Raw genomic sequence first — 23,761 nt, 5'->3', positions numbered from 1 at the left:
CATGGCCGGGGCATTCCTAGAGTGGGAGGCGAGCCAAGGAGGTGTGCGGTGGAGCAGCAGCTGAACCCGGGTGGCGGCGCCGATCGCCGGATCCTGGAGCGGATCGGCGAGATGGTGGAGCAGGAGCGCAGTCTGCGCGCCGCGCTCGCGGACGGCCGGATCGACGCCACGACCGAGCAGCGCGAGTTGAAGGACATCGAGGAGCAGCTCGACCAGTGCTGGGACCTGCTCCGGCAGCGCCGGGCGCGGGTGGCGGCCGGCGAGGACCCGGACCTGGCCGGGGTGCGCAGCGTGGAGGAAGTGGAGCGCTACGAGTCCTGAGCCGCCCGGCGTGCGTGCGAGGGGCCCGTGCGGGGCGGGCCGCGGGGGTCAGACCTCGTTGTCGAGGTTGGCGGTGATGCTCTCCAGCATGGTGCGCAGGGCGATCACGTCCTCGAGCGGCAGGCCGGTGGCGGCCAGGATCCGGCGCGGGACGTTCAGGGCCTGCTCGCGCAGCGCGAGGCCGGCCTCGGTCGGGGTGACGGTGACCGAGCGCTCGTCCTCCGGGCTGCGCTCGCGGCGCACCAGGCCGGCCGCCTCCAGGCGCTTCAGCAGGGGGGACAGCGTGCCGGAGTCCAGGCGCAGGTGCTCGCCGATGCGCTTGACCGGCAGGGTGCCGTGCTCCCAGAGCACCATCATCGCCAGGTACTGCGGGTAGGTCAGGCCGAGGTCCTTGAGGGCGTCCCGGTAGAGGCCGCCGAAGGCGCGGGATGCCGCGTGCAGCGAGAAGCAGATCTGGTGGTCGAGGCGGAGCAGGTCCTCGTCCGGGATCTCGGGAAGCGTGGTCATGGCTCCAAGGGTATCGGGCCGCCTCATGGCGAGCGATTCAGTTGTGCGCAATTAAATTGTGTGCTTCACTTCTGGTCGTGGGGCGGCCGGGACCGGTCGCCGAGGCGAGAAGGGAACCCCAGATGGACGCGCTCTACACCGCAGTGGCCACGGCGAACGGCCGGGAGGGCCGCACGGTCAGCTCGGACGGCCGGCTGGACCTGCCGCTGGCGATGCCGCCCGCGCTCGGCGGCAACGGCGAGGGCACCAACCCCGAGCAGCTGTTCGCGGCCGGCTACGCCGCCTGCTTCGCCAGCGCCCTCGGGCTGGTCGGCCGGCAGGCCCGGGTCGACACCGGCGAGATCTCGGTGACCGCCGAGGTGTCCATCGGCAAGGACGAGAGCGGCTTCGGCCTCGCGGTGGTCCTGCGCGTGGAGCTCCCGGACAGCCTGGCCGGCGAGAGCGGGATGCTGCTGGTCAAGCAGGCCCACGAGGTCTGCCCGTACTCCAAGGCGACCCGCGGGAACATCCAGGTCGAGCTGGTCGTCGAGTAATCACGACCTCCGCGCCCGCCCCGTCAGGGGCGGGCGGGCACGGACGCGGCGGTCCGCACCACGGCAGGGGTGGTGCGGCCCGCCGGCGTCGGTTCCGGACCTCCGGACTTCGGGGCGCCGTCGGCGTTGTCGGTGTCGTCGGCGCTGTCGGCGCCCCGGGGCGCGGCTCGGTCAGAGCGGCAGCAGGTCGGGGCGCTTGGCCTCGATGTGGTCGCCCGAGGACTCGCCGCGCAGCCGGCGGCCCACCCACGGCAGCAGGTACGTGCGCGCCCACTGCAGGTTCTCCCGGCGCTGGTCGGCGGGGGAGAGCACCGGCGCCGCCGGCCACGGCGACTCCGGGTCCTGCTCGGTCGGCAGACCCAGCGAGCGGGCGGCCAGCAGGGCGACCCGCTGGTGGCCCTCGGGGGACAGGTGCAGCCGGTCGTCGCTCCATGCCCGGCGGTCGTGCACCGAGCGCAGCGACCACAGGTCGGCCACCGCGCAGCCGTTGCGGTCGGCGATCGCCCGCAGGTGCGCGTTGTACGTGGCGATCTTGCCGCGCAGGTGGCGCAGCACCGGCACGTCCCTGGTGTCGAAGCCGGTGCAGATCAGCACCTTCCCGGCGTGCTCGCGCAACTCGACCACGGCGGCCTCGAAGCGCTCGGCGGTCGCGTCCGGGTCGCTGCCCGGGCGCAGGATGTCGTTGCCGCCGGCGCACAGGGTCACCAGATCCGGCTGGATGCGGCGGATCTGCGGCACCTGCTCGGCCACGATCTGATCCAGCAGCCGGCCGCGGACGGCCAGGTTGGCGTACTGGAACGCGCCGTCCGGGCGCTGCGCGGCCAGCAGGCCGGCGAGGCGGTCGGCCCAGCCGGCGAACTGGCCGTCGGGGCCGGGGTCGTTGAGCCCTTCGGTGAAGCTGTCACCGAGGGCCGCGTACGACGCGTACGAATGGATGTGGAGGGTCTCCTGGTGGTCAGCGTAATTCGACATGAGGGAGATGGTTCACCTCATGAAGTGACCTACGCCACCGTAGGTGCCCTGTAGCGCAGGGTGATCTCCGACACGGCCCCCGACCGCCCGGCGGGAATTGTCAGACAGGCCTTACGCTGAAGCGCATGACGACGGACGCGGTGCGCGACGAGAAGGCCCGGCGCAAGGCGATGCTCATCAGGGCCTCGATCTACATCGCCGGCACCCATCTGTTCGCCGGATTCGTGATCCTGCTGTTCACCATCGGCCACCGCTGACCGGACGCGGGTCGTCCCGACGGCCCGGAGGGGTCAGGGCAGCGAGCGGGCGGTGACCTTCGCCAGGTGGGTGCGGAAGCGCTCGGCCGGCGCCGGATCGATCCGGGTCAGCGCCACCATCGCGGTGATGATCACGTCGCAGAGCTCGGCGGAGACGTCGTCCCAAGTGTGCGAGTGGCCCTTGCGCGGATTGGCCCCCAGCGCACCGATCACCGCCTCGGCGACCTCGCCGGCCTCCTCGCTCACCTTCAGCACCTGGAGCACCCGCTGCAGCTCGGTCGGACGGGGGCTGTCCCCGGTCAGCCAGTCGTTCAGCCGGGCCACCGCCCGCCACGCGTCCTCGTCCATCGCACTCCCCCCGGTCGGGCCACTGGTGCGACCGTACAGGCCGCCCCGGGAGCGCGGCCGCGTTTCGTGGAGGATCGGGCGTTGTGGGCCCTGACCGGCGGCGACGACCATGGACGGATCGGCGGGCCGTCCCCTCGCCCGCCGGGTCGAGCACCAGGAAGAGCATGTCGCAGCAGAACGCCCCCTCCCCAGGCCACTCGCTGATCGAACAGCACGGCGTCGACACCATCCCGGAGGAGGAGCGCACCAGCTCACCACGCGACGTGCTGTCGATCCTGGTCGGCTCCAACCTCGCCTTCGGTGTCGTCGTCTTCGGCTGGCTCCCGGTCTCCTTCGGGCTCTCCTTCTGGGCCGCCGCCACCTCGGTCGTCCTCGGCACCGTGCTCGGCATCGCGCTCACCGCGCCGCTGGCCCTGGTCTCGCTGCGCACCGCGACCAACCTGTCCACCAGCTCCGGCGCCTTCTTCGGCGTCCGCGGCCGGCTGATCGGCTCGGTCGTCGGCCTGCTGCTGTCGCTCGGCTACACCGCGCTGGCCCTGTGGGTCGGCGGCGACGTGGTGGTCGGCGCACTCAACCGGATGCTCGGCCTGCCCACCAGCGGCGCCGCGTACGTCGCCACGTACAGCGTGCTGGCCGCGCTGAGCGCCACCGCGGCGGTGTTCGGGTACCGGCTGCTGCTGAAGCTGGAACGGGTCCTGATGTGGGCCATGGGCGGACTGCTGCTGGCCGGGCTGTTCGCCTTCGCGCCGCACTTCGACGGCTCGGCGCACGGCACGTACCTGCTCGGCGGCTTCTGGCCGACCTGGCTGCTGTCGGTGGTCGCCGCCGGACTGAGCGGCCCGATCGCCTTCATCACCCTGCTGGGCGACTACACCCGGTACGTCTCGCCCGTCCGGTACTCCGGCCGGCGGGTGCTGTGGTCGACCGCCGGGGGCCTGTTCCTCGGCCTGCTGATCCCGCAGCTGTTCGGCACCTTCACCGCGGTCGCCACCGGCGCCGGCACCGACTACGTGCACGGCCTGATCGCCGGCGCGCCCGCCTGGTTCCTGCTGCCGCTGCTGGTCAACGGACTGCTGGGCAGCGCCGGCAACACCGGGCTGATGCTCTACAGCATGGGCCTGGACCTGGACGCCATCCTGCCCCGCGCCACCCGGCTGCAGGCCACCTACGTGGTCGCCGCGCTGGGGACCGTGCTGGTCTTCCTCGGGCACTTCGTGTGGAACGCCCAGTCCGCCGTCACCTCGTTCGTCCTGGTGCTCACCGCGATCGGCGCGCCCTGGGCGGTCATCACGCTGATCGGGCACCGCCGCTGCCGCGGCGACTACGACCGGCAGTCGCTGCAGGTCTACAACCGGGGCACCCGCGGCGGCATCTACTGGTACCGGGCGGGCTGGAACGTCCCGGCGACGGCCGCCTGGATCGGCGGCAGCGCGGTCGGGCTGCTGGCCGTCGACACCCCCGTCTACCGCGGCCCGCTGCTGGCGCTCACCGGCGGGATCGACGTCAGCTTCCTGCTCGCGGGCGGGGTGACGGCGGCGCTGTACGTGCTGCTGTCGCGGCGCTCGCGCGGGCTCGCGGGGCCGTCCGGGGTGGTCGGGGTACGGGCCGGGGCCGAGGCCGAGGCAGGGGCCGGCGCGGACGCCTGACGTACGGCTGCGCTCAGGGCTGGTTGAGGCGCTGCTGCCAGTCCTCGGGGACGTGGCCGAGCGGACCGGGGGCGGGCTGCGCGACCGGGTGGGAGGTCGGTGCCAGCAGGGCGGGGCCGCGGTGGAAGTCCTGCGTCTCCACGTTCCACAGCCAGTCCTCGCCCGGTTCGAAGCTGGCGAGGAACGGATGACCGGCGCTACGGGCGTGGTTGGTCGCGTGCTGGGACGGCGAGGAGTCGCAGCAGCCGATGTGGCCGCAGGCCGCACAGCGGCGCAGGTGGAACCACCACCCCGGACCCTCGCCGGACAGGCACTCCATGCACCCTTCGCCGCTCGGGGGGACGGTCGGGTCGATACCGGGGATCGGGTCGTCGTCGCTCATGGCGGGCACCTCCCTTGGCATCGTAGGCAGCACCGGCGGCAGGCGCGAGGGATCCGCTCGCGGGTGCGGGAGGGCCTGGGGTCCGAGGCGGAGGAGGACGGGGGCGCCTCCCGGCCGGAGGACGGGGGCCATCGGCGACCGACGACAACGCGGTGGTGGGCCCCTCCTGCCCGGTGGCGGGCAGGGAGGGAGCGTGCCCAGGCACCGCCAGGCAGGCGGGGGTCGACGGCGGATCCTAGAGCGGGGTGGTGAGCTTCAGGAGGATCAGGAGGGCGGCGGCCGCGTTGAGGGCGGAGAGGACCGAGGCGGCGGCGCCGGCGGCGGCGACCATGGTGGCGAGGCCGGCCGGGCTGTGGGCCGGGGGCCAGCTGTGCGGGACGGGTCCGAGCAGGGCGGCGACGCGTCTGGGGACCGGGCCCGGGGCGGCGAACGCGGCCAGACCGGCGGGGGCGGGGCGGGAGATCAGTGCGGCGCGGGCCACCGCGCGGGCGGTCAGACGGCGGTCGCCGACGGCTCCGGCGGCCTCCTCGTCGGCCCAGCGTTCGGTGTTGTAGCCGACCGCCCGGTGCAGGGGGCGCAGGAACGGGTTGACACAGGCGGCCAGCCGGGTGGCGAGCAGGTGGCGGTGGTGGCGGTGGGTCAGATGGGCGCGCTCGTGGGCGAGGAGCGCGGCGCGCTCGTCCTCGGCGAGGCCGGCGAGCATCGCGGTGGAGACCACGATCCGGCCGCCGTCCGGTCCGGGCAGCGCGTAGGCGTACGGCTCGGGGTCGGGCAGGACCGCCGGGTCGGGGCCGCCGGGCGGCAGCGCGGCCAGGGCGTGCCGGGCGCGGGACCGGACCCGGCGCTCGCGCAGCAGGGTGCGGGCGCAGGCGGCGACGACGGCGGTCAGCGCCACGATCGCGCCGCTGCCGGCCTCCCGGTGGAACGGCACCGCGTCCCGGACGTCCGGGTCGGACCAGCTGTCGGGCAGCGGATTGCCCGGGATGTTCGCCGTACCGACCACGAAGAGCAGGACCAGGCTGACCGCGCAGCTGACGGCCATCGCCACCGCGATCGCGGTGAGCAGGCGGGCGGCGGCGCGCGGGTGCAGGTGGTGCCCGGCCAGGCGGGCGATCGGCAGGGCGGTCAGCGGCAGCACCAGGGGGAGGAAGACGGCCACGCCCACGGGTCAGGCGCCCTCGCTCGCGGCGTCCAGCAGGGCCCGCAGCAGGTCCTCGTCCTGCGGCAGCAGCGCGGTGACGAAGCTGGCCAGGACGGCGTCCCGGTCGGCCTGGTTGTCGAGCACCCGGCGCATCCGCAGCGCGGCCAGTCCGGCCGCGTCGGCGGCGGCCCGCCACCGGTAGGAACGGCCGGCACGGGCGCGCGAGACGGCGCCCTTGGCGTGCAGCCGGGACAGGATGGTCATCACCGTGGTGTAGGCGAGGCCGTCGTCCAGGCGCTCCTGCACCCAGGCCGCGGTGACCGGGCCGGGGGCGGTGCGCAGGGCGCCGAGCACCTGCACCTCCAGCTCGCCCTGGCCGCGCCGGCGGGCGCGGGGGGACGGGGTGTCCTGATCCTCGCTCATCGGCCCCTCCTCGGTGGGTGTCCGGGCCATCCTACGAGGTCGTGCACGGCTTGACAGACCGCCAGGTGAGGGGTGGATTCCCGGTGGATCTACAGTGCTGTAGATTCATCCTGGCGCCGTTTCGTCGCGCGTGGGAGCCGCCCGCCGGGACGGCACGGGGAAGCAGGAGGACACCAATGGGAGTCTCGCTCGCCAAGGGCGGCAACGTCTCGCTCACCAAGGAGGCCCCCGGCCTCACGTCGGTCATCGTCGGACTCGGCTGGGACGTCCGGTCCACCTCCGGCGCCGCCTTCGACCTGGACGCCAGCGCACTGCTGTGCACCGAGGCCGGCCGGGTGGTCAGCGACCAGCACTTCGTCTTCTACAACAACCTGCGCAGCCCCGACGGTTCGGTCGAGCACAGCGGCGACAACCTGACCGGTGGCGGCGACGGCGACGACGAGCAGATCAAGGTCGAACTCGCCGCCGTCCCGGCCGGGGTCGCCAAGGTGGTCTTCCCGGTCTCCATCTACGACGCCGACCAGCGCCGGCAGAGCTTCGGCCAGGTCCGCAACGCCTTCATCCGCATCGTCAACCAGGCGGACGGCAGCGAGATCGCCCGCTACGACCTCACCGAGGACGCCTCCACCGAGACCGCGATGGTCTTCGGCGAGCTCTACCGGCACGGCGGCGAGTGGAAGTTCCGCGCCATCGGCCAGGGCTACGCCTCGGGCCTGCGCGGCATCGCGCTGGACTACGGCGTCAACGTCTGACCCGGCCGCCGTCGGGACTGTCCGCGACCGTCCGGGTCAGGGGAGCGGTTCGGCGTGCATGGGCGTACGGGGAGTCTGGTGACCCCCGCTGGCCAGCATCCGGACCGCGCCCTGCTCGTTGATCTCGGCGCGGACGATGCCGCTGGCGTCGGCGTACACCGGATGACCTCCGGGGCCGGTGGTACCGGTGTCCTCGACCACCACCACGTCCTGCTCGGCATGTGTGCCGGGCTCGCCGGGGAAGGTCAGTGCGAAACGTCGGCCCATGGCCAGCCTCCTTGTCGGGCTCCGTTCTCATCGTGGCACAGCCGCGAGGATCGGGCGGGGCGGCCGCCACGCCGGGCCCGGGGGCCGGCGGCTCGGCGCTCGCCCGGCTGCGCCCGTTCAGGCGAGCAGGCGCAGCCGCCGCGCCGCCACCCCGAGGCGGACCGTCTGGCCCCAGACCAGGCGCAGCGCGTCCGACTCCACACCGTCGCCGAACGCCACCAGCTGGTCCGACTCCACCGTGACGGACAGCTGCTCACCGCCGGTGAGCAGGCCCTGGACCTGGTCCGTGCCGGTCACCGGGGACGGCCACGCCTCGCGGACGAACCAGGCCAGCGACCCGGCGGTCGGACCCGGCATCCGCAGCGCGCTGCCGCGCTCCAGCCAGGTCGATCGGCACCAGCCGGTCGCCCCCGTGCCGGTGCCGACCAGCACGCCCGAGGACGCCTGCGCCTCCTCCGGGCCGCCCGGCGCCGACAGCCGGTAGCGGGCCGTCTGGTGGCCGCTCTGGCCGAGGTAGATCTCGTTCAGGGCGAGCAGCCGCTGGGTGTCGTCCGCGACCGCCTCCACCATGGTCCGCTCCTCCAGCCGCCCCTCGGCCCCCGGGCCGGCGGCCGCCCGCAGCAGCCGTCCGGCCGCCTCCGCCCGGTGGCGCACCAGCACGCCCGGGTTGCGTCCCGGCTCGGTGTCCACCCCGACCACCGGCTGGCCGTCCAGGTACTTGGCGGTGTTGGCGACCAGCCCGTCCTGGCCGACCACCACCACGACGTCCTCCGGGCCGAACAGGAAGCGGTCCAGGTCCGCCCGCTCGACCCGGCTGCGCCGCCAGTCGAGCGGGATCGCCGCCGCCACCTCGGCCAGCGCCGCCTGCGTACGGTGGTGGCGCGCCTCGACCTCGTCCAGCGACCGGCCGCGGGAGGTGAGGAAGAACGCGGCCTGGCCGCGGGAGCCGTGATGGGCGAGCAGGTCCTCGTACTCGGTGCGGCGGTGGACCAGCACGACGCGCGGGGCGAGGCTCATTTCAGCGCTCCGAACCCTGGCCGGTCGCCGTGCTCTGGCTGATTGCCGCGCTCTGGCCGAGTCGGCCGAGCAGGCCGGTGAGCACGTCCGGGGTGAGGGTGATGCTGTCGATCTTCGGCAGGTGCTCGGCGAGGCGGATCAGGGCGAGCGCCTGCAGCACCTCCGGGCCGACCTGCTGGTGCGCGGCCAGCCAGGCCGCCTCGGCGGCCGCCTTGGCCTCGCCCAGCGCCCGCTCGGAGTCCGCCCGGGCGGAGGCGAGCAGACGGGACGCCTCGGCCTCGGCGGTGGCCAGCCGGGTCCGCCGCAGGCCCTCCGCCTCGGCGCGGATCGCGTCGGCGGCCGCGTCCTGCTCGGCCGCGCGGCGCGCGTTGGTGCCCTGCTGGCCCACCAACTCCTCCTGGCGGCGCGCCAGTTCGATCTGGCTGTCGAGCTCGTTCTCGGCGATCGCCCGCTCCCGCTCGACCGCGACGGCGCGGCGCTCGTAGGTGGCCCGGTCGGCCTCCTGCTGCACCTGCTCGCGGGCCGGGGTGCGCAGTGCCCGCTCCATCTCGGCCTCCGGCCGGACCGCGGTGACCCGGACGGCGATCACCGCCACCCCGATGTCCGCCAGCCGCTGTTCGGCGCCCAGCCCCTCGGCGATCCGGGTGCGCACCGCGGTGACGCCGTCCGCCAGGGCGTCGGCGAGGGTGGTGCGGGCGATCAGTTCCAGGGCGTGCTGCTGGGCGGTCTCGGTGAGCAGGGTGCCCAGCTGGTTCAGCGGTTCGGACCGCCAGGCGCCGGTGTCCGGGTCGATGCCGAAGTCCACGCGGGTGGCGGCGATGGTCGGGTCGGTGATCCGGTAGGTGACGGTCGCCTGGACGGTGAGGTCCTGGAAGTCGGACGTGCCGGCGTGGAAGAGCATCGCCAACTCGCGGTCGTCCGCCGGGATCTCGGAGATCGCTGCGCTCAACGGCCGGAACCAGAAAGCCAGTCCGGTGCCCTCGTGGGCGATCTCGCCGCGCCGGAGGTGGCGGATGTGGGCGGTGGGCGCCGCACGCAGGTGGCGGAAGCCGAAGCGGCGGGTGATGTCGGCCATGGGACTCTCCTTTTCGTCTCCCTGACGATAACCGGTGGGACTGGTTTTCGTCAATGGGACGAGAAGGGGGGTGGTGGGGGGTGCGATGATGACCGAGAGGGCTCTGGAGAGGGGTGCGAGCGCATGACCGTCAGGGTGGAGAAGAACGGGCCGGTCTGGACGGTGGTCCTGGCCAGGCCCGAGGTCCGCAACGCCGTCGACGGGCCGACCGCGGCGGCACTGGTCGCCGCCTTCGAGGAGTTCGACGCCGACGGGAGCGCGGCGGTTGCCGTGCTGTGGGGCGAAGGCGGCACCTTCTGCGCCGGCGCCGACCTCAAGGCCATCGGCACCGAGCGCGGCAACCGGCTGGCGGCCGATGGGCCGGGCCCGATGGGGCCGACCCGGATGACGCTCGGCAAGCCGGTGATCGCGGCGGTTTCCGGCCACGCGGTCGCCGGCGGGCTGGAGTTGGCGCTCTGGTGCGACCTGCGGGTGGTCGCCGAGGACACCGTCTTCGGCGTCTTCTGCCGGCGCTGGGGCGTGCCGCTGATCGACGGCGGGACGGTACGGCTGCCCCGGCTGATCGGGGAGAGCCGAGCGATGGACCTCATCCTCACCGGTCGGCCCGTGGACGCCGAGGAGGCCGAGCGGATCGGCCTGGCCAACCGGGTGGTCCCGGTCGGCGAGGAACGGGCCGCCGCCGAAGCCCTCGCCGCAGAACTCGCCCGGTTCCCGCAGACCTGCCTGCGACACGACCGACTGTCCGTCCGCGAGCAGGCCGGACTGGCCGAGCCGGCGGCGATGGCCAACGAATGGCAGCACGGCACGTACGCCCTCGCGGCCGAGACCGTCGCCGGGGCGCGCCGGTTCGCCGAGGGGGAGGGGCGGCACGGCGCGTTCTGAGGGCGGGGCGCGGCCCGACGGCCGGGGGGTCGGGGGGCGGGTCGGCCGGACCGGCTCCGGGTCAGCGGTGGCGGGAGGTTTCGGCGAGGGCGGCGAGGTCGTGGTCGGCGTGGCCGGCGGTGATGGCCTGGTCGAGGGCTTCGCGGAGGAGTTCGGCGAGCGGGAGGGGGACCTGGGCGGCTGCCGCGGTGTCGAGGGCCAAGCCGACGTCCTTGCGGCCGAGGGCGAGGCGGAAGCCGGCGGGTTCGTAGCGGCGTTCGGCGATCATCGCGCCGTAGCCCGCGTACACCGGGCCGGGGAAGACGGTTCCGGTGACCAGGTCGAGGAGGTCGCCGGCGGCCAGACCGTTGGCCTCGGCGAGGGCGGTGGCCTCGGAGAGCGATTCGATGGCGGACGTCAGCATGAAGTTGACGCAGATCTTGGCCACGTTGGCGGCCTCCGGGCGGGTGCCGAGCCGCCAGGTCTTCCGGCCCATCGCCTCGAACAGCGGCTCGACCCGGTCGATGTCGGGATCGGCGCCCGCGGCGAGGATGTTGAGGTTGCCGGCGGCGGCCACGTCGGTCCGGCCGAGGACCGGGGCGGCCAGGTAGCCGACGCCGTGCGAGGCGTGCAGGGCGGCGGCGCGGCGGGCCAGGCCGGGGGAGACGGTGGCCATGTTGACGTGCACGGCGGTGGAGGCGGATTCCAGCAACCGGGCGTCCAGCAGCAGGGATTCGACCGCGTGGTCGTCGGCGAGCATGGAGACGACGGCCTCGTTGGCGAAGACGTCGGCGAGTTGACCGGCGGGGCGGGCGCCCTCGGCGACCAGGGTGTCCACGGCGGGTCGGGAGCGGTTCCAGACCTGGACCGAGTGCCCGGCGGCGAGGAGTCGGCGGGTCATCTCCCGGCCCATGGCGCCCAGTCCGACGAATCCGACCTGCACGGCGGTGGCCCCCTGTTCGCGGTGACGGTGTGGTCGATCGTGATCGTACTGCGCGGAGCGGTGGCCGGGCGGCACCCCGCGCCGGACGGCGGGGCCGGCAGGGCCGGCGGTGGCGGGAAACCGTGGTGCGGGGCGGCGGGGTGGTCGGGAGGATGGCGGTATGGGTGAGATCCGGGTGGTGCACACCGCCGAGCTCGATGCCGGGACGCTGGCCGCCGTACGGGAGCTGCTGGTCGAGGTGTTCGAGGGGGAGCTGACCGCGGACGACTGGGAGCACTGCCTGGGCGGGGTGCACGTGCTGGCGTCGGACGGGGCGGAGCTGGTCGGGCATGCGGCGCTGGTGCAGCGCCGGCTGTCGTACAACGGCCGTGCGCTGCGCGCCGGTTACGTCGAGGGGGTCGGGGTGCGGGCGGACCGGCGGCGGCAGGGGTGGGGCGGTGCGCTGATGGGCGCGGTGGAACGGATGGTGGACCGGGCGTACGACCTCGGGGCGCTGGGGGCGAGCGAGGACGGGGTGCCGTTCTACGCGGCGCGCGGCTGGTTGCCGTGGACCGGTCCGACGTGGGCGCTGACTCCGGACGGGGTGGTGCGGACCGCCGACGAGGACGGATGGATCTACGTCCGGCCGGTCGCCGTGCCGCTGGATCCGCGCGGTGGGCTGACGGTGTGCGACTGGCGGGGCGGCGACCTCTGGTAGATGCCGACGATCGCCGCCGGTGGATCAGTTGAGGCAGTACCAGTCGGGGGGACGCCAGGCGGGGGAGTGCAGCGGGTGGTACTGCTCGGCGAGGGTGATGCGGACGCCGACCGTGCCGTCCAGGCCGAGCCGCAGACGGCTGCGGGCGAGGGCGAAGAGGCCGGTGAGGCCGTACTTGTTGAGCAGGGAGGTCCGGTACCGGGCCGTGGCGTCCGGGTCGCAGAGGGTGGCCCGGGCGGCGAGGCGGGCGCCGATCGGGCGGCCGTGGGCGTCGCCGGCGCAGACCAGGACGGTCGGGTGCGCGCGCAGCCGCCGGACGGCGGGGGAGTCGGCGGGGGCCCAGATGCCGAGGGCGGCGCCGTCGCGGATCACCCAGGTGGCGGTGGTGACCTCGGTGCCGTCCGGCTCGAAGGTGGTCAGCAGCAGGTGGCGCTGGTCGCCGAGCCGGTCGGCGGCAGGGCGCCTGTCGCGCGTACGCATGTCGACCTCCTCAGTGGTGGCCGCCGGCGATCCGACGGTACTCCTCGGCGGCCGGTTCGGCCGCCTGGCCGGACCCGCCGTGGTAGCTCTCCGACAGTCTTCCCCGTACCCGGGCGAGGACACCGGGGCGCGGCGCGACGCCGTTCTCGTCGGTGGAGGTGGAGGTGGAGGTGGAGGCGGAGGTGGGCGCGGGCAGCGGCTGCGGGGTGGGCCGGTGGTGGGCAGTGCGCCGGTGGAGTTCGGCCGGAGTGAGCGGGGCGTGGCGTTCGACGTACTCGCCGTGCGGCAGCCGGACCAGGATGCCGGTCTCGCGGCCGTGCAGCACCACGTCGCGGTCCCGGCGCTGCAGGCCCAGGCACCAGCGCCGGGTGACCTCGAAGACGGCGACCGGGACGGTGAAGGCGCCGATCCGGACGGCCCAGGTGATGGCGCCCAGGGAGAGGTGCAGGTGGGTGGCGATCAGGTCGTTGCCACCGCCGGCCAGCAGGACCAGGTAGAGGGCGATCCAGGCGGCGCCGAGCGCGGTGCGGACGGGGGCGTTGCGCGGCCGGTCCAGCAGGTGACGCTCCCGGTCGTCGCGGGTGATCCAGGCCTCCAGGAAGGGGTAGCCGGCGAGCGTCGCGAGTACCAGCGGGAAGGCGAGGAGGGGCACCAGGACGCCCAGGTTGAGGGTGTGCCCGCCGCCGATGCCGACCTCCCACCCGGGCATCACCCGGATCAGGCCCTCGGCGAAGCCCAGGTACCAGTCGGGCTGGGCGTCGGTGGAGACCTGGTCGGGCCGGTAGGGGCCGTACGCCCAGATCGGGTTGGTGGTGGCGAGTGCGGATATCGCGGCGACGGTGCCGAAGACCAGGAAGAAGAAGCCGCCGGCCTTGGCCAGGTAGACCGGCATCAGCGGCATGCCGACCACGTTGCGTTCGGTGCGGCCGGGCCCGGCGAACTGGGTGTGCTTGTGGTGGAACACCAGGATCAGGTGCGCCACCAGCAGTCCCACCATCACACCGGGGACCAGCAGGACGTGCACGGTGAAGAACCGCGGCACGATCTCGCTGCCCGGGAACTCGCCGCCGAACAGGAACATCTGGACATAGCTGCCGACGAGTGGCAGGGCCAGCACGACACCCTCGACGAAGCGGATGCCGGTGCCGGAGAGCAGGTCGTCGGGGAGTGAGTAGCCGAGGAAGCCGTCCAGCAGGCCGAGCAGGAGCAGCAGAAAGCCGATCAGCCAGTTGAGTTCGCGCGGCTTGCGGAACGCGCCGGTGAAGAACACCCGCATCATGTGGACGAACATCGCCGCCACGAACACCAGCGCCGCCCAGTGGTGGATCTGCCGGATCAGCAGGCCGCCGCGCACCTCGAAGCTCAGCCGCAGGGTGGAGGCGTACGCCTCGGAGACCCGGATGCCGTTCAGCGGGGTGTACGGGCCCTGGTAGACGGTCTCGGCCGTGCTCGGTTCGAAGAAGAGGGTGAGATAGACGCCGGTCAGGATGATGATCAGGAAGGTGTAGAGGCAGATCTCGCCCAGGATGAAGGACCAGTGGTCCGGGAAAACCTTGCGGATGTTGGCGCGGGCGAGGGCGTAGAGGCCGAGGCGGCCGTCCGTCCAGTCGGCGGCGCGCTGCGCCCGCGGGTGCGTAGGGGTGGGGTGATCGGGCATGGCGGCTCCGCTCGGTCGGGCCTGTCAGCGAAAAATGGGGAGCAGTCCCCGTTTTGTGCGAGCGCGAGTCTACAGGAAGTGGGGAGTGGTCCCCGTTTGTTGCTCCGGGGAGGCGTCCTCGGTCGGGATAGGGTGGGTCGCATGGCACAGGGTGGAACTCGGCCGGCGCCGCTGCGGCGGGACGCGCAGCGCAACCGGGACGCACTGATCGCCGCGGCCCTCGACGTCTTCGCCGAACTCGGCCCGGACGCCCCGCTGGACGTCATCGCGCGGCGTGCGGGCGTCGGCAACGCCACCCTCTACCGCCACTTCCCGACCCGCGACGCGCTGATCGGGGAGGTCTTCGCGGACGCCGCCCGGGTCGTCGTCGATGCCGGGCGGGACGCGCTCGCGGTCGAGGACGCCTGGAGCGCGATCGAGGGCTACTTCACCCGGATCTTCGACCTCGTCGCCCACAACCGGGGCATCAACGATGTGGTGACGATGGCGATTCCGAGCGTTCCGGCGCTCGCCGAGATGAGCCACCGCAACGCCGAGACCGTCGGCGAACTGGTGGCCCGCGCGCAGCGGCAGGGCACCATGCGGACCGACGTCGTCGCGATGGACCTGCTGTTCCTGCTGGGGCCGCTGTGCCGGGCGGTGCCGGCCGCGCACGACCTGCGGCCCGGACTGTGGCGGCGCTACCTGGCCCTGCTGCTCGACGGCTTCCGCGCGCCGGCCGGACCGCCGCTGCCCGAACCGCCGGTCGGTGAGGAGCGGTTGGACGAGCTGTTCGCCGGCCTCTGGGAGGCGGGCGAGGAGCGGCCGGGCGGCTGAGCGGGCCACCGCCGGTACCGCTCGGGTGGGGCCGAGCGATACCGGGCGTCGTGGCGGGTCGGCCGGAGTTGCCGGTTGGCCAAAGAGGCGGGTCAGCCGGAGATGCTGGCGCTGCCGGTCTCCAGGTGGCCGGTGAAGCGGCGGGTCCAGCTCGCGTCGGCGGTGGTGGTGACGGTGAAGTCGTACCAGCCGTTCGCGACGGTGACGGCGTTGAACCAGTCGCGGACCGTGCCGCCGGCGGGGACCTGGTAGGTCCAGGTGCCGCTGCGGTAGTTGGTGGCCTTGACGGTGAACGTGGCTGCCGCGGCCGAGGTGTTGGTGAAGGTGAACCAGACCGCGAGCTTGCCGGTGTCCGGCGCCGGGGCGTACGAGCTGACCGCCTCGAGCTGCTTGCCGGCCGCGGTGGCGTCGCCGGTGAAGCGGCGCAGGAAGCGGTTGGGGCCGACCATGGTGAGGTCGTACTTGCCGTCGCCGAAGCCGGTGCCGATGTTGAAGAAGTCGCCGGCGGTGCCGCCGGGCTCCACGGTGTACTGCCACGGCCCGCCGCTGCGCCAGGCGTTGGCGTAGACCGCGAAGTGGGCGGCGCGGGTGGCGGGCCCGCCCTGGTTGGCCATGGCGAGCCAGAGCAGGATCTTGCCGTCGGCGTCGAACTCGAGGCGGTCGACCGAACCGTTCGGCTGGTACGGCAGCGCGCGGGCGGGCCGGGTGCCGGGCTCCTGGGCGGGCAGCGCGTTGGTGGTGGGTGCCGGGTTGGGGGTGACGTTGCAGCCGGCCTGGTGGACGCTGGCGCTGACGTCCGGCAGCGCGGGCAGCCCGTACACCGGGTGGGCGAAGTCGAAGGCGCCGGTGAGGTCGCCGCAGACCTTGCGGCGCCACGCGCTGATCGTGGTGGCGACGGCGGGCTTGCCGATCGCGGTGGTCCAGGTCTCCAGGAAGCGGATCACCGAGGTGTGGTCGAAGACCTCGGAGTCGACCCAGCCGCCGCGGGTCCACGGCGAGACGATGACCATCGGGACGCGGAAGCCGAGGCCGATCGCGGTGCCGTTGTAGCTCTCGTCGGCGGTGCCCGCGGGCGGGACGGGCGGCGGGACGTGGTCGAAGAAGCCGTCGTTCTCGTCGTAGTTGAGGAACAGGACGGTGGAGTTGAGCACGTCCGGGCTGGCGGCCAGGGACTGCAGCACCTGGTAGACGAAGTGGGCGCCGTCGTTCGGCGGGGCGTCCGGGTGCTCGGAGTGGGCCTGGTCGGCGACCACCCAGGAGACCTGCGGGAGGGTGCCCGCGAGCGCGTCGGCCCTGATGGCGGCGGCGATGTCGTCGGGCGTCGAGCCGCTGGCCTTCGGCACCGAGGTCATGCCGCGCTGGTACAGCGGGCTGGTGCTCGCCGCGCCGGTGAACTGGCTGAAGTAGGCGAGGCCGTTGTCGCCGAAGTTGTCGGCGGTGTTCTGGTAGACCTTCCAGCTGACCCCGGCGTTCTGCAGCGCCTCGGCGTAGGTCTGCCAGCGCAGGTTCTTCTCGTCGCCGCCGTCGTAGGCCGGCCCGCCCGCGGTGCCCGCCGGGTCGATGGTGCCGGACCACAGGTAGGTGCGGTTGGGCCCGGTCGCGCTGAGGATCGAGCAGTGGTACGCGTCGCAGACGGTGTACGCGTCGGCCAGGGCGTAGTGGAACGGGATGTCGGCGCGGGCCAGGTACCCCATGGTGCGGTTGGAGCCCTTGGCCGAGATCCAACTGTCCATCTTGCCGCTGTTCCAGGCGGCGTGCTGGGTGTTCCAGCCGTGGTCCAGCGAGCCGTCGCACTGGGCTATCGACTCGGCGCTCGTGCCCCACCACCAGGTGTTGTTGGCGCTCAGCTGCCACGGGTACTGCCGGCCGCTGCCGTTCGGCTGGTTGAAGACGTCGTAGCCGCCCGCGAGTTGGACGGTGGCGCGGTCGGCGAAGCCGCGGACGCCCTTGAGCGCGCCGAAGTAGTGGTCGAAGCTGCGGTTCTCCTGCATCAGGACCACGACGTGCTTCACGTCGGTGATGGTGCCGGTGGTGGCGGCCTCGGCCCGGCCGGTGGTGCCGGGCAGGGCGTCCAGTCCGAGGGCGGCGCCGAGCGCGGCGGCCGATCCGAGGAATGTTCTGCGGTTCACGGGGGTCATCCGAGCGTTCTCCCTTGGTGGTTGGGGCGTCTCGGCCCGGCACTATGCCGCGCGAAGGTGTCGAGCCTACTCGCGGGTAGTGGCAGATGTATGAACAACCCGGGAAGGGTGCGGATCACCCGGAACCGCCTGCGGAAGGGCCCGCGGCGCCGGGGTCGGGAGCGGCGTCGGGAGCCGGGTCGGGAGCGGGAGGCGGGCGAGCGCGGCGGCGGTGCGGCGGTCGGCGGCGGCGTCCAGCCGGTGGGTGGTGCGGGCGAGCAGGTGGCCGGACTCGGCCGCGGCCAGCGAGAGCAGGCCGGGGAGCAGGTCGGTGGAGCGGGCGGCGATCCAGCGGGTGCCCCGGGTCGCCATCCACCACAGGTCGGCGGCGGCGCCGGGCGGGGCGGCGGCGAGCGGCGGTGCGGGCGGGCCGACCGGGTGGCCCTCGGCGGCGAGCAGCGCGTGGAAGCCGGCCGCGATCCGCTGGTGGCCGGCCGCGCTCGGGTGCAGCCGGTCCACGCTGAGCAGGAAGCGCTCGCGCTGCCACGGGAGTCGGGCGACGTGCAGGTGGACGGCGCGGTGGCGGGCGGAGAGCTCGTGGACCACCGCGTTGACCGCCCGCATCCGGCGGGCGAGCGGCCGGGCCATCGGCGCCGGCAGGCGCAGCAGCCGGCCCGGGTCGGGCAGGCAGGCGGTCAGCGGGACGGCGCCGGCGGCGCTCAGGGCGGCGAGCGCGGTGTCCAGGTGGCGGGCGGTCCGCACGATGTCGAAGGACGCCCGCAGGGTGTCGTTGCCGCCGATCATCACCGCTGCGACGTGCGGACGCAGGGCGAGGGCGGCCGGCAGCTGCTCGTACGCCAGGTCGCGGCTGAGCGCACCGCTGCGCGCCAGGTTGTGGAAGTCCACCAGGCCGTCCGAGAGCGTCGGGGCGAGCAGGGCGGCCCAGCCGCGCCGGCCCGAGGGAACCGGGTCGCCGATCCCCTCGGTGAGCGAGTCGCCGAGCGCCACGAAGCGGACCGCCATCACGGCTCCCCGGCCCGCCGGGCCGGCTCGGACGCGGCCCCGTGCGCGGCGAGGAAGGACGCCACCGCCGCGTCCCAGCCGAACTCCTCGGCGCGGGCCCGGGCGGTCGCACGCCGCTCCGCCTCCGGCCGGGACAGCAGCTCGCGGACGGCCAGTGCGAACCCGCCACCGCTGTCCGGGGCGGCGAGACCGGCCCGGCCGACCACCTGCGGCAGCGCGGAGGACCGGCTGACCGCCACCGGCGTACCGCAGGCCAGCGTCTCCAGCGCGGCCAGACCGAAGGTCTCCACCGGACCCGGGGCGATCACGGCGTCCGCGGTGGCCAACAGGGCCGCCACCTCGGACCGTTCGGCGAGATGGCCGAGGAAGCGGACCGGCAGCCGCAACTCGTGCGCCCGCCGCTCCAGCCGGCGGCGCAGCGGACCCGCACCCGCGACGGCCAGCACGGCCGGGATCCGGTGGCGGCGGCGCAGCTCGGCGAGCGTCTCCAGGGCGCGCTCCGGACGCTTCTCGCCCGACAACCGGGAGCACATCACCAGCAGCACCTGGCCGGGTTCGGCGAGCCGGGCGCGGAGCTCCGGGTCGCGGCGGTCCGGGTGCATGAGTTCCAGGTCGACGCCGAGCGGGGCCTGTGCGAGGTTGCGCGCGCCGATCCGCTCGAACTCCTCGGCGGCCCAGGCGGTGGTGCACAGGACGGTGTCGTAGGCGGACGCCGTACGGGAGTTGAGCCGGTCGGCGAGGGAGCGGGCCAGGGCGGGCGGCAGGCCGTTGGCGCGCAGGACGCCGGTGGCGCTCTCGTGGGACACCATCATCGCGGGCACGCCCCGGCCGCGGGCCCAGGCGCCGGTCCAGCGGAGGGTGGTGCGGTCCGAGACCTCCAGGCGGTCGGGGGCGAGGTCGGCGAGGGTGCGCTCGACACTGCGGCGGTCGGTCAGCAGGCGGTAGCCGCCGCTGCCCGGGAGGGGACGGCCGGGCAGGGTGACGACCCGGCCCTGCTCGGTCCACTCGTCGCTGCGGCGGGGGCCGGGGACGACCAGCACCGGCTCGTGGCCGGCGGCCAGGTAGCCGGCGCCGAGGTGGCGCAGGGCGGTGCGGAGGCCGCCGGAGACGGGGGTGACGAAGTTGGCCACCCGGACGATGCGCAGCTTTCTGCTCACGCGGGCTGCTCCTCGACGAGCTCGGCGGCGGCGAGGTCGGGGGCGGCGATGCGGGTGGCGGGCTCGGGGAAGGTGACGGGTGCGAGGGCCGGGAGGGGGAGGGAGCCGGTGGCGGCGAGGACTTCCTCGTAGTGGCGCAGGAGTTGGTCGCCGACGGCCTCCCAGGTCCGGCCGGCGACCTCGGCGCGACCGGCGGCGCCGTAACGGGTGCGGACCTCCGGCTCGGCGGCCAGGGCGGCGACGGCGCGGGCGACGGCGGCCGGGTCGCGCGGGGCGACCAGGAGGCCGGTCCGCCGGTGGCCGACCAGGTCGAGCGGACCGCCGACGGCGGGGGCGACCACGGGGACGCCGCTGGCCATGGCCTCCTGGATGGTCTGGCAGAAGGTCTCCAGCGGCCCGGTGTGCGCGAACACGTCCAAGGTGGCGTAGAGACGGGCGAGTTCGGCGCCGGTGCGGCGGCCGAGGAAGACCGCGCCGGGCATCGCCGCCCTGAGGGCGGGGGCGCTGGGGCCGTCGCCGATGACGACGACGCGGACGCCCGGGAGTCGGGAGGTCTCGGCGAGCAGGTCGACGCGCTTCTCCGGTGCGAGCCGTCCGACGTAGCCGACCAGGACCTCGCCGCCGGGGGCGAGCGAGCGGTGCAACGCCTCGTCGCGGTGCTCGGGGTGGAAGCGGACGGAGTCGACGCCGCGGGCCCAGATCCGCACCCGCTCCACGCCGTTGGCGGTCAGGTCCTGGGCCGCGGGGGTGGAGGGGGCGAGGGTCCGGGCGGCGGAGCGGTGGACGGAGCGGATCCGCTGCCAGGCGATCGCCGAGCCGAGGCCGCGGCCCATCCGGTACGCCTGGGCGTAGCCGGCGAGGTCGGTCTGGTAGACGGCGACGGTGGGCAGGCCGAGCCGTTCGGTGATCCGGGCGGCCCGGGCGCCGAGGACGAAGGGGCTGGCGAGGTGGACGATGTCGGGCCGGTGCCCGGCGATCGCCTCGGCCAGGCGGCGGCTGGGGAGCGCGATGCGCACCTGCGGGTAGCGCGGCAGCGGCACGGAGGGGATCCGCACGACCGGCAGCGGGGTGTCCGCGGGGCCGAACGAGTGCGGCGGGCAGTGGGCGCCGCGGGCCGGTGCCGGGGTGATCACCAGTGGCTGGTGGCCCCGGCGGACGAGGTGCTCGGCGGCCCGCAGCACGCTGTGGGCCACGCCGTTGACCTCGGGCGGGAAGGACTCGGTGACGATGGCGACTCGCATGCCAACGTTCTGGCCGGGCCGGGCGTGCGACCGGCCAAAGGGATCTTTCGCGCAGGCGAACGTCTGCCAGCGATTTCGCACTGGCGTGTGATCGACCGGTGGTCGGCGCGTCCGCATCGCGCACCGCGAGAGTTGCTGCTGCGCAAACTTGCGCGGAACTGTGTCTTTACGAGCACTTGACGGCAGAACCGGCGACTGCTGCGATGTGTACCGCTCACCTGCGCCCGCGCACAACTGCGCCTCCGCGCAACGTTCGTGACCCATCGGCACCCGCAGCCCTCCGAGGAGGAGCCCGTATGCGATCCGTCCTGCCCCGACCCGGCAGTCCCGGCCGCCGCAGCAGCGTCCTGGCCCTGGCCGTCCTGCTCGTCGCAGCCCTGTTCACCGTCCTCGGGCCGGCCCGCGCCGCGCACGCCGCGACCGCGGGCAACGCCACCGCCGTCACCCGCTCCGGCGACACCTTCACCGTCACCACCAGCGGCAAGGCCGCCGCCCGGATCACCATGGCCCGGGCCGACATCTTCCGGATCTGGCTCTCCCCGGACGGCACGTTCACCAACGACCCGGCCGGCGGCGACCTGGCGATCCGGACGGGCTTCGGCACCGTCGGCGCCACCCTCACCGACGCCGGCGCGTACTGGCGGATCGGCACCTCTGCGGTCAGCCTGCGGATCAACAAGGCCCCGCTGACCTTCGCCCTCTACCGGGCCGACGACACCACCCTGGTGTGGGCCGAGTCCCAGCCGACCAGCTGGACCAACCAGCAGACCACGCAGTACCTCAGCCGCGGCGCGGACGAGCAGTTCTACGGCACCGGACTGCACCTGGGCGAGTGGGCACTGCGCGACAAGACCGTCCCGGTCGCGGTCTCCAACCAGTGGACCGAGGGGACCAACGCCAGCCCGGCGCCGTTCTACATGTCCACCAACGGCTACGGCGTGATGCGCAACACCTGGGCGCCCGGGTCGTACAACTTCGGCGCCCCGACCGCGCTGACGCACAACGAGAGCCGGTTCGACGCCTGGTACTTCGCCGGGAACTCGCTCAAGGACGTGCTCGGCGGCTACACCGACGTCACCGGCAAGCCGTTCCTCGCGCCCGTCTGGGGACTGGAGTTGGGCAACGCCGACTGCTTCAACGCCTCCAACCCCACCTACACCGGTGACCACAACCGGGTGCGCCACCAGACCACCCCCGACGTGGTCGGCTACGCCACCGACGCGCGGGCGGCGGACATGCCCTCGGGCTGGTTCCTGCCCAACGACGGCTACGGCTGCGGCTACACCGACCTGCCGAACGCGGTGGCCGGGCTGAAGGCGAAGGGCTTCAACACCGGCCTGTGGACCTCCACCGGGCTGGCGAACATCAACTGGGAGGTAGGAACGGCCGGTTCACGCGCCGTGAAGACCGACGTTGCGTGGATCGGCGGCGGCTACAAGACCGCGTTCACCGGCGTCAACCAGGCGGTCGCCGGCCTCGAGAACAACTCCGACGCCCGCCGCTTCGTCTGGACGGTGGACGGCTGGGCCGGCACCCAGCGCAACGCCGTGGTGTGGACCGGTGACACGCACGGCACCTGGGACGCCATGCGCTGGCACGTCCCCTCGATCGCCGGTGCGGGCCTGTCCGGCCTCAACTACGCCTCCGGCGACATCGACGGCATCTACGACGGCAGCCCGCAGACCTACGTCCGTGACCTGCAGTGGAAGGCGTTCACGCCCTCGTTCATGACCATGTCCGGCTGGGGCGCCACCAACCCGTCGGCCGGCTACAACGACAAGCAGCCCTGGCGGTACGCCGACCCGTACCTGTCCATCAACCGCAAGTACCTGCAGCTGAAGATGCGGCTGATGCCGTACCTGTACACGATGAGCAAGGTCGCCAACGACACCGGCGTGCCGTCCACCCGCGCCATGGTGCTGGAATACCCGAACGACCCGGTGGCGCGCGGCAACCAGACCAGCGGGCAGTTCATGGCCGGCGACTCCTTCCTGGTCGCGCCGGTGGTCAGCGACACCTCCGTCCGGGACGGCATCTACCTGCCAGCGGGCAGTTGGACCGACTACTGGACCGGCCGGGTCTACAACGGCCCGGGCTGGCTCAACGGCTACGCGGCGCCGCTCGACACGCTGCCGCTGTTCGTCAAGTCCGGTGCGATCGTGCCGATGTGGCCGCAGATGAACTACACCGGGGAGAAGCCGGTCTCCACCCTGACCTACGACGTCTACCCGCGCGGCACCTCGTCCTTCAACCTGTACGAGGACGACGGCCTGACCCGGGCCTACCAGAACGGCGCGTACGCCCGGCAGCAGGTCGACGTCACCGCGCCCACCGGCGGGACCGGCGACGTCACCCTCTCCGTCGGCGCCAGCAACGGCAGTTACACCGGCAAGCCGGCCTCGCGGGGCTACGAGTTCAGCGTGCACAGCGCGGGCGCCCCGAGCTCGGTGGCGGTCGGCGCCACGACGCTCACCGCGCTCGGCAGCAAGGCCGCGTACGACGCCGCGAGCAGCGGCTGGTACTACGACGCGGCCGACCGGGCCGGCACGCTGTGGATCAAGGCGGGCAGCCAGTCCGGCGCGTTCACCGTCACCGCCCGCGGCATCACCGTGCCGGCCGGGACCGCCGTCCCGCCGACCTCCGGGCCGATCCCGCAGACCGCCTGGAAGCTGGTCTCCGCCGACAGCCAGGAGACCGTCGCCGAGAACGGCGCCGCCACCAACGCCTTCGACGGCAACAGCGGCACCATCTGGCACACCAAGTGGTCGGGCGGCGCCGCCGCACTGCCGCACGAGATCCAGATCGATCTCGGCGCCCGCTACGACGTCGACAGCCTCGGCTACCTGCCCCGGCAGGACGGCGGCGTCAACGGCCGGATCGGCCAGTACGAGGTGTACGTCTCCGACTCCACCACCTCGTGGGGCACCCCCGTGGCGACCGGCACCTTCGCCGACACCGCCACCGCCAAGAAGGTCGCGTTCACCGCGAAATCCGGCCGCTACCTGCGGCTGCGCGCCCTGACCGAGGCCGGCAACCGCGGCCCCTGGACCAGCGCCGCCGAGATCACGGCCACCGGACGCCCGTCGTCCTAGCCGACGGCCGGAAGGTCGCGCGCCGGGGCGGTCCCG

25 protein-coding genes are annotated in these 23,761 nt (G+C 73.8%); 9 read left to right on the top strand and 16 right to left on the bottom strand.

Going from position 1 to position 23,761, the window contains the following annotated elements; genetic code table 11:
• Positions 1-48 precede the first annotated feature (48 nt).
• Entirely contained in the window at positions 49-321 is a 273-nt protein-coding gene (locus FHR36_RS26305; protein WP_308199642.1) for a DUF2630 family protein, read from the top strand.
• A gap of 48 nt (positions 322-369) precedes the next feature.
• On the opposite strand, the gene FHR36_RS26300 is transcribed toward FHR36_RS26305, so the two are convergent.
• Positions 370-828, bottom strand: a complete 459-nt coding sequence (locus FHR36_RS26300) for a MarR family winged helix-turn-helix transcriptional regulator (protein ID WP_253800978.1) — start codon at positions 826-828, stop codon at positions 370-372.
• Between the two features lie 122 nt (positions 829-950).
• Here FHR36_RS26300 and FHR36_RS26295 point away from each other — a divergent pair, with 122 nt between their 5' ends.
• Positions 951-1,361: an organic hydroperoxide resistance protein gene (locus FHR36_RS26295; RefSeq protein ID WP_253800977.1), complete on the top strand. Its 411-nt coding sequence runs from the start codon at positions 951-953 to the stop codon at positions 1,359-1,361.
• A 171-nt stretch (positions 1,362-1,532) separates the two neighbouring features.
• Here FHR36_RS26295 and FHR36_RS26290 read toward each other — a convergent pair whose 3' ends face one another.
• Positions 1,533-2,333 (bottom strand): SGNH/GDSL hydrolase family protein, encoded by an 801-nt coding sequence (locus tag FHR36_RS26290; RefSeq protein WP_253800975.1) that lies wholly within the window; start codon positions 2,331-2,333, stop codon positions 1,533-1,535.
• 125 nt (positions 2,334-2,458) lie between these two features.
• Between FHR36_RS26290 and FHR36_RS26285 the strand changes: the two genes are divergently transcribed.
• On the top strand, positions 2,459-2,590 hold the full coding sequence (locus FHR36_RS26285; protein ID WP_253800972.1) for a DUF6126 family protein: 132 nt from the start codon (positions 2,459-2,461) through the stop codon (positions 2,588-2,590).
• Between the two features lie 33 nt (positions 2,591-2,623).
• On the opposite strand, the gene FHR36_RS26280 is transcribed toward FHR36_RS26285, so the two are convergent.
• Positions 2,624-2,938: a MazG-like family protein gene (locus tag FHR36_RS26280; RefSeq protein WP_253800969.1), complete on the bottom strand. Its 315-nt coding sequence runs from the start codon at positions 2,936-2,938 to the stop codon at positions 2,624-2,626.
• Between the two features lie 164 nt (positions 2,939-3,102).
• Between FHR36_RS26280 and FHR36_RS26275 the strand changes: the two genes are divergently transcribed.
• A complete protein-coding gene (locus tag FHR36_RS26275) occupies positions 3,103-4,584 on the top strand; it encodes a purine-cytosine permease family protein (RefSeq protein ID WP_253800967.1) in 1,482 nt (493 codons plus the stop codon).
• Between the two features lie 13 nt (positions 4,585-4,597).
• On the opposite strand, the gene FHR36_RS26270 is transcribed toward FHR36_RS26275, so the two are convergent.
• The 3 genes from FHR36_RS26270 to FHR36_RS26260 all read right to left on the bottom strand — a co-directional run bounded on the left by FHR36_RS26270 (position 4,598) and on the right by FHR36_RS26260 (position 6,530).
• Positions 4,598-4,966, bottom strand: coding sequence for a UBP-type zinc finger domain-containing protein (locus tag FHR36_RS26270; RefSeq protein WP_253800966.1), 369 nt, complete (start codon positions 4,964-4,966; stop codon positions 4,598-4,600).
• A gap of 235 nt (positions 4,967-5,201) precedes the next feature.
• Positions 5,202-6,131, bottom strand: a complete 930-nt coding sequence (locus FHR36_RS26265; RefSeq protein WP_253800965.1) for a M48 family metalloprotease — start codon at positions 6,129-6,131, stop codon at positions 5,202-5,204.
• A gap of 3 nt (positions 6,132-6,134) precedes the next feature.
• Positions 6,135-6,530 carry a BlaI/MecI/CopY family transcriptional regulator gene (locus FHR36_RS26260; RefSeq protein WP_253800964.1) on the bottom strand — a complete coding sequence of 132 codons (396 nt, stop codon included), beginning with the start codon at positions 6,528-6,530 and terminating at the stop codon, positions 6,135-6,137.
• 176 nt (positions 6,531-6,706) lie between these two features.
• Between FHR36_RS26260 and FHR36_RS26255 the strand changes: the two genes are divergently transcribed.
• A complete protein-coding gene (locus tag FHR36_RS26255) occupies positions 6,707-7,282 on the top strand; it encodes a TerD family protein (RefSeq protein ID WP_253800963.1) in 576 nt (191 codons plus the stop codon).
• A 36-nt stretch (positions 7,283-7,318) separates the two neighbouring features.
• On the opposite strand, the gene FHR36_RS26250 is transcribed toward FHR36_RS26255, so the two are convergent.
• The 3 genes from FHR36_RS26250 to FHR36_RS26240 all read right to left on the bottom strand — a co-directional run bounded on the left by FHR36_RS26250 (position 7,319) and on the right by FHR36_RS26240 (position 9,641).
• Positions 7,319-7,549, bottom strand: a complete 231-nt coding sequence (locus tag FHR36_RS26250; RefSeq protein ID WP_253800962.1) for a DUF6296 family protein — start codon at positions 7,547-7,549, stop codon at positions 7,319-7,321.
• A gap of 117 nt (positions 7,550-7,666) precedes the next feature.
• Complete coding sequence (locus FHR36_RS26245; RefSeq protein WP_253800961.1) at positions 7,667-8,566, bottom strand: hypothetical protein; 900 nt, start codon at positions 8,564-8,566, stop codon at positions 7,667-7,669.
• Position 8,567: 1 nt separating this feature from the next.
• Entirely contained in the window at positions 8,568-9,641 is a 1,074-nt protein-coding gene (locus tag FHR36_RS26240) for an SPFH domain-containing protein (RefSeq protein WP_253800959.1), read from the bottom strand.
• A gap of 123 nt (positions 9,642-9,764) precedes the next feature.
• On the opposite strand from FHR36_RS26240, the gene FHR36_RS26235 reads away from it, so the two are divergent.
• Entirely contained in the window at positions 9,765-10,523 is a 759-nt protein-coding gene (locus FHR36_RS26235; protein ID WP_253800957.1) for a crotonase/enoyl-CoA hydratase family protein, read from the top strand.
• Positions 10,524-10,584: 61 nt separating this feature from the next.
• Here FHR36_RS26235 and FHR36_RS40030 read toward each other — a convergent pair whose 3' ends face one another.
• Complete coding sequence (locus tag FHR36_RS40030; RefSeq protein ID WP_253800955.1) at positions 10,585-11,520, bottom strand: NAD(P)-dependent oxidoreductase; 936 nt, start codon at positions 11,518-11,520, stop codon at positions 10,585-10,587.
• 85 nt (positions 11,521-11,605) lie between these two features.
• Between FHR36_RS40030 and FHR36_RS26225 the strand changes: the two genes are divergently transcribed.
• Positions 11,606-12,142: a GNAT family N-acetyltransferase gene (locus tag FHR36_RS26225; protein WP_253800953.1), complete on the top strand. Its 537-nt coding sequence runs from the start codon at positions 11,606-11,608 to the stop codon at positions 12,140-12,142.
• Positions 12,143-12,166: 24 nt separating this feature from the next.
• Here the strand turns inward: FHR36_RS26225 and FHR36_RS26220 are convergent, their stop codons facing one another.
• Together FHR36_RS26220 and qcrB are read right to left on the bottom strand one after the other, a co-directional pair.
• Positions 12,167-12,622, bottom strand: a complete 456-nt coding sequence (locus tag FHR36_RS26220) for a PPOX class F420-dependent oxidoreductase (protein WP_253800951.1) — start codon at positions 12,620-12,622, stop codon at positions 12,167-12,169.
• A gap of 10 nt (positions 12,623-12,632) precedes the next feature.
• The gene (gene qcrB, locus FHR36_RS26215; RefSeq protein WP_253800949.1) at positions 12,633-14,279 is read right to left on the bottom strand and encodes a cytochrome bc1 complex cytochrome b subunit; all 1,647 of its coding nucleotides are present in this window, start codon (positions 14,277-14,279) and stop codon (positions 12,633-12,635) included.
• A 141-nt stretch (positions 14,280-14,420) separates the two neighbouring features.
• On the opposite strand from qcrB, the gene FHR36_RS26210 reads away from it, so the two are divergent.
• Positions 14,421-15,095 (top strand): TetR/AcrR family transcriptional regulator, encoded by a 675-nt coding sequence (locus FHR36_RS26210; protein WP_253800947.1) that lies wholly within the window; start codon positions 14,421-14,423, stop codon positions 15,093-15,095.
• Between the two features lie 92 nt (positions 15,096-15,187).
• On the opposite strand, the gene FHR36_RS26205 is transcribed toward FHR36_RS26210, so the two are convergent.
• From FHR36_RS26205 to FHR36_RS26190, 4 genes are all read right to left on the bottom strand, one after another.
• Positions 15,188-17,233, bottom strand: coding sequence for a phosphocholine-specific phospholipase C (locus tag FHR36_RS26205; protein WP_253800945.1), 2,046 nt, complete (start codon positions 17,231-17,233; stop codon positions 15,188-15,190).
• Positions 17,234-17,299: 66 nt separating this feature from the next.
• The gene (locus tag FHR36_RS26200) at positions 17,300-18,235 is read right to left on the bottom strand and encodes an SGNH/GDSL hydrolase family protein (protein ID WP_253800943.1); all 936 of its coding nucleotides are present in this window, start codon (positions 18,233-18,235) and stop codon (positions 17,300-17,302) included.
• On the bottom strand, positions 18,235-19,392 hold the full coding sequence (locus tag FHR36_RS26195) for a glycosyltransferase (RefSeq protein WP_253800941.1): 1,158 nt from the start codon (positions 19,390-19,392) through the stop codon (positions 18,235-18,237). Before FHR36_RS26195 ends, FHR36_RS26200 begins: the two co-directional genes overlap by 1 nt.
• Positions 19,389-20,633, bottom strand: a complete 1,245-nt coding sequence (locus FHR36_RS26190; RefSeq protein ID WP_301330735.1) for a glycosyltransferase family 4 protein — start codon at positions 20,631-20,633, stop codon at positions 19,389-19,391. Before FHR36_RS26190 ends, FHR36_RS26195 begins: the two co-directional genes overlap by 4 nt.
• Positions 20,634-20,929: 296 nt before the next feature.
• Here FHR36_RS26190 and FHR36_RS26185 point away from each other — a divergent pair, with 296 nt between their 5' ends.
• Positions 20,930-23,725 (top strand): TIM-barrel domain-containing protein, encoded by a 2,796-nt coding sequence (locus tag FHR36_RS26185; protein ID WP_253800939.1) that lies wholly within the window; start codon positions 20,930-20,932, stop codon positions 23,723-23,725.
• The last annotated feature ends 36 nt before the right edge of the window (positions 23,726-23,761 follow it).

It is taken from the genome of Kitasatospora cinereorecta (genome assembly GCF_024172095.1).
GTDB classification, from domain to species: domain Bacteria; phylum Actinomycetota; class Actinomycetes; order Streptomycetales; family Streptomycetaceae; genus Kitasatospora; species Kitasatospora cinereorecta.
The sequence above is the reverse complement of the archived record's forward strand: the minus strand, read 5'-3'. Positions and strand labels throughout refer to the sequence as shown.

Bases quoted from the DNA above. Each gene is read 5' to 3' on its own strand.
- FHR36_RS26255 (WP_253800963.1), top strand. From the start codon at position 6,707: ATGGGAGTCTCGCTCGCCAAGGGCGGCAACGTCTCGCTCACCAAGGAG.
- FHR36_RS26210 (WP_253800947.1), top strand. From the start codon at position 14,421: ATGGCACAGGGTGGAACTCGGCCGGCGCCGCTGCGGCGGGACGCGCAG.
- FHR36_RS26260 (WP_253800964.1), bottom strand. From the start codon at position 6,530: ATGAGCGAGGATCAGGACACCCCGTCCCCCCGCGCCCGCCGGCGCGGC.
- FHR36_RS26295 (WP_253800977.1), top strand. From the start codon at position 951: ATGGACGCGCTCTACACCGCAGTGGCCACGGCGAACGGCCGGGAGGGC.
- FHR36_RS26240 (WP_253800959.1), bottom strand. From the start codon at position 9,641: ATGGCCGACATCACCCGCCGCTTCGGCTTCCGCCACCTGCGTGCGGCG.
- FHR36_RS26220 (WP_253800951.1), bottom strand. From the start codon at position 12,622: ATGCGTACGCGCGACAGGCGCCCTGCCGCCGACCGGCTCGGCGACCAG.
- FHR36_RS26225 (WP_253800953.1), top strand. From the start codon at position 11,606: ATGGGTGAGATCCGGGTGGTGCACACCGCCGAGCTCGATGCCGGGACG.
- FHR36_RS26200 (WP_253800943.1), bottom strand. From the start codon at position 18,235: ATGGCGGTCCGCTTCGTGGCGCTCGGCGACTCGCTCACCGAGGGGATC.
- qcrB (WP_253800949.1), bottom strand. From the start codon at position 14,279: ATGCCCGATCACCCCACCCCTACGCACCCGCGGGCGCAGCGCGCCGCC.
- FHR36_RS26245 (WP_253800961.1), bottom strand. From the start codon at position 8,566: ATGAGCCTCGCCCCGCGCGTCGTGCTGGTCCACCGCCGCACCGAGTAC.
- FHR36_RS26300 (WP_253800978.1), bottom strand. From the start codon at position 828: ATGACCACGCTTCCCGAGATCCCGGACGAGGACCTGCTCCGCCTCGAC.
- FHR36_RS26190 (WP_301330735.1), bottom strand. From the start codon at position 20,633: ATGCGAGTCGCCATCGTCACCGAGTCCTTCCCGCCCGAGGTCAACGGC.
- FHR36_RS26280 (WP_253800969.1), bottom strand. From the start codon at position 2,938: ATGGACGAGGACGCGTGGCGGGCGGTGGCCCGGCTGAACGACTGGCTG.
- FHR36_RS26290 (WP_253800975.1), bottom strand. From the start codon at position 2,333: ATGTCGAATTACGCTGACCACCAGGAGACCCTCCACATCCATTCGTAC.
- FHR36_RS26205 (WP_253800945.1), bottom strand. From the start codon at position 17,233: ATGACCCCCGTGAACCGCAGAACATTCCTCGGATCGGCCGCCGCGCTC.
- FHR36_RS26235 (WP_253800957.1), top strand. From the start codon at position 9,765: ATGACCGTCAGGGTGGAGAAGAACGGGCCGGTCTGGACGGTGGTCCTG.
- FHR36_RS26250 (WP_253800962.1), bottom strand. From the start codon at position 7,549: ATGGGCCGACGTTTCGCACTGACCTTCCCCGGCGAGCCCGGCACACAT.
- FHR36_RS26275 (WP_253800967.1), top strand. From the start codon at position 3,103: ATGTCGCAGCAGAACGCCCCCTCCCCAGGCCACTCGCTGATCGAACAG.
- FHR36_RS26285 (WP_253800972.1), top strand. From the start codon at position 2,459: ATGACGACGGACGCGGTGCGCGACGAGAAGGCCCGGCGCAAGGCGATG.
- FHR36_RS26270 (WP_253800966.1), bottom strand. From the start codon at position 4,966: ATGAGCGACGACGACCCGATCCCCGGTATCGACCCGACCGTCCCCCCG.
- FHR36_RS26185 (WP_253800939.1), top strand. From the start codon at position 20,930: ATGCGATCCGTCCTGCCCCGACCCGGCAGTCCCGGCCGCCGCAGCAGC.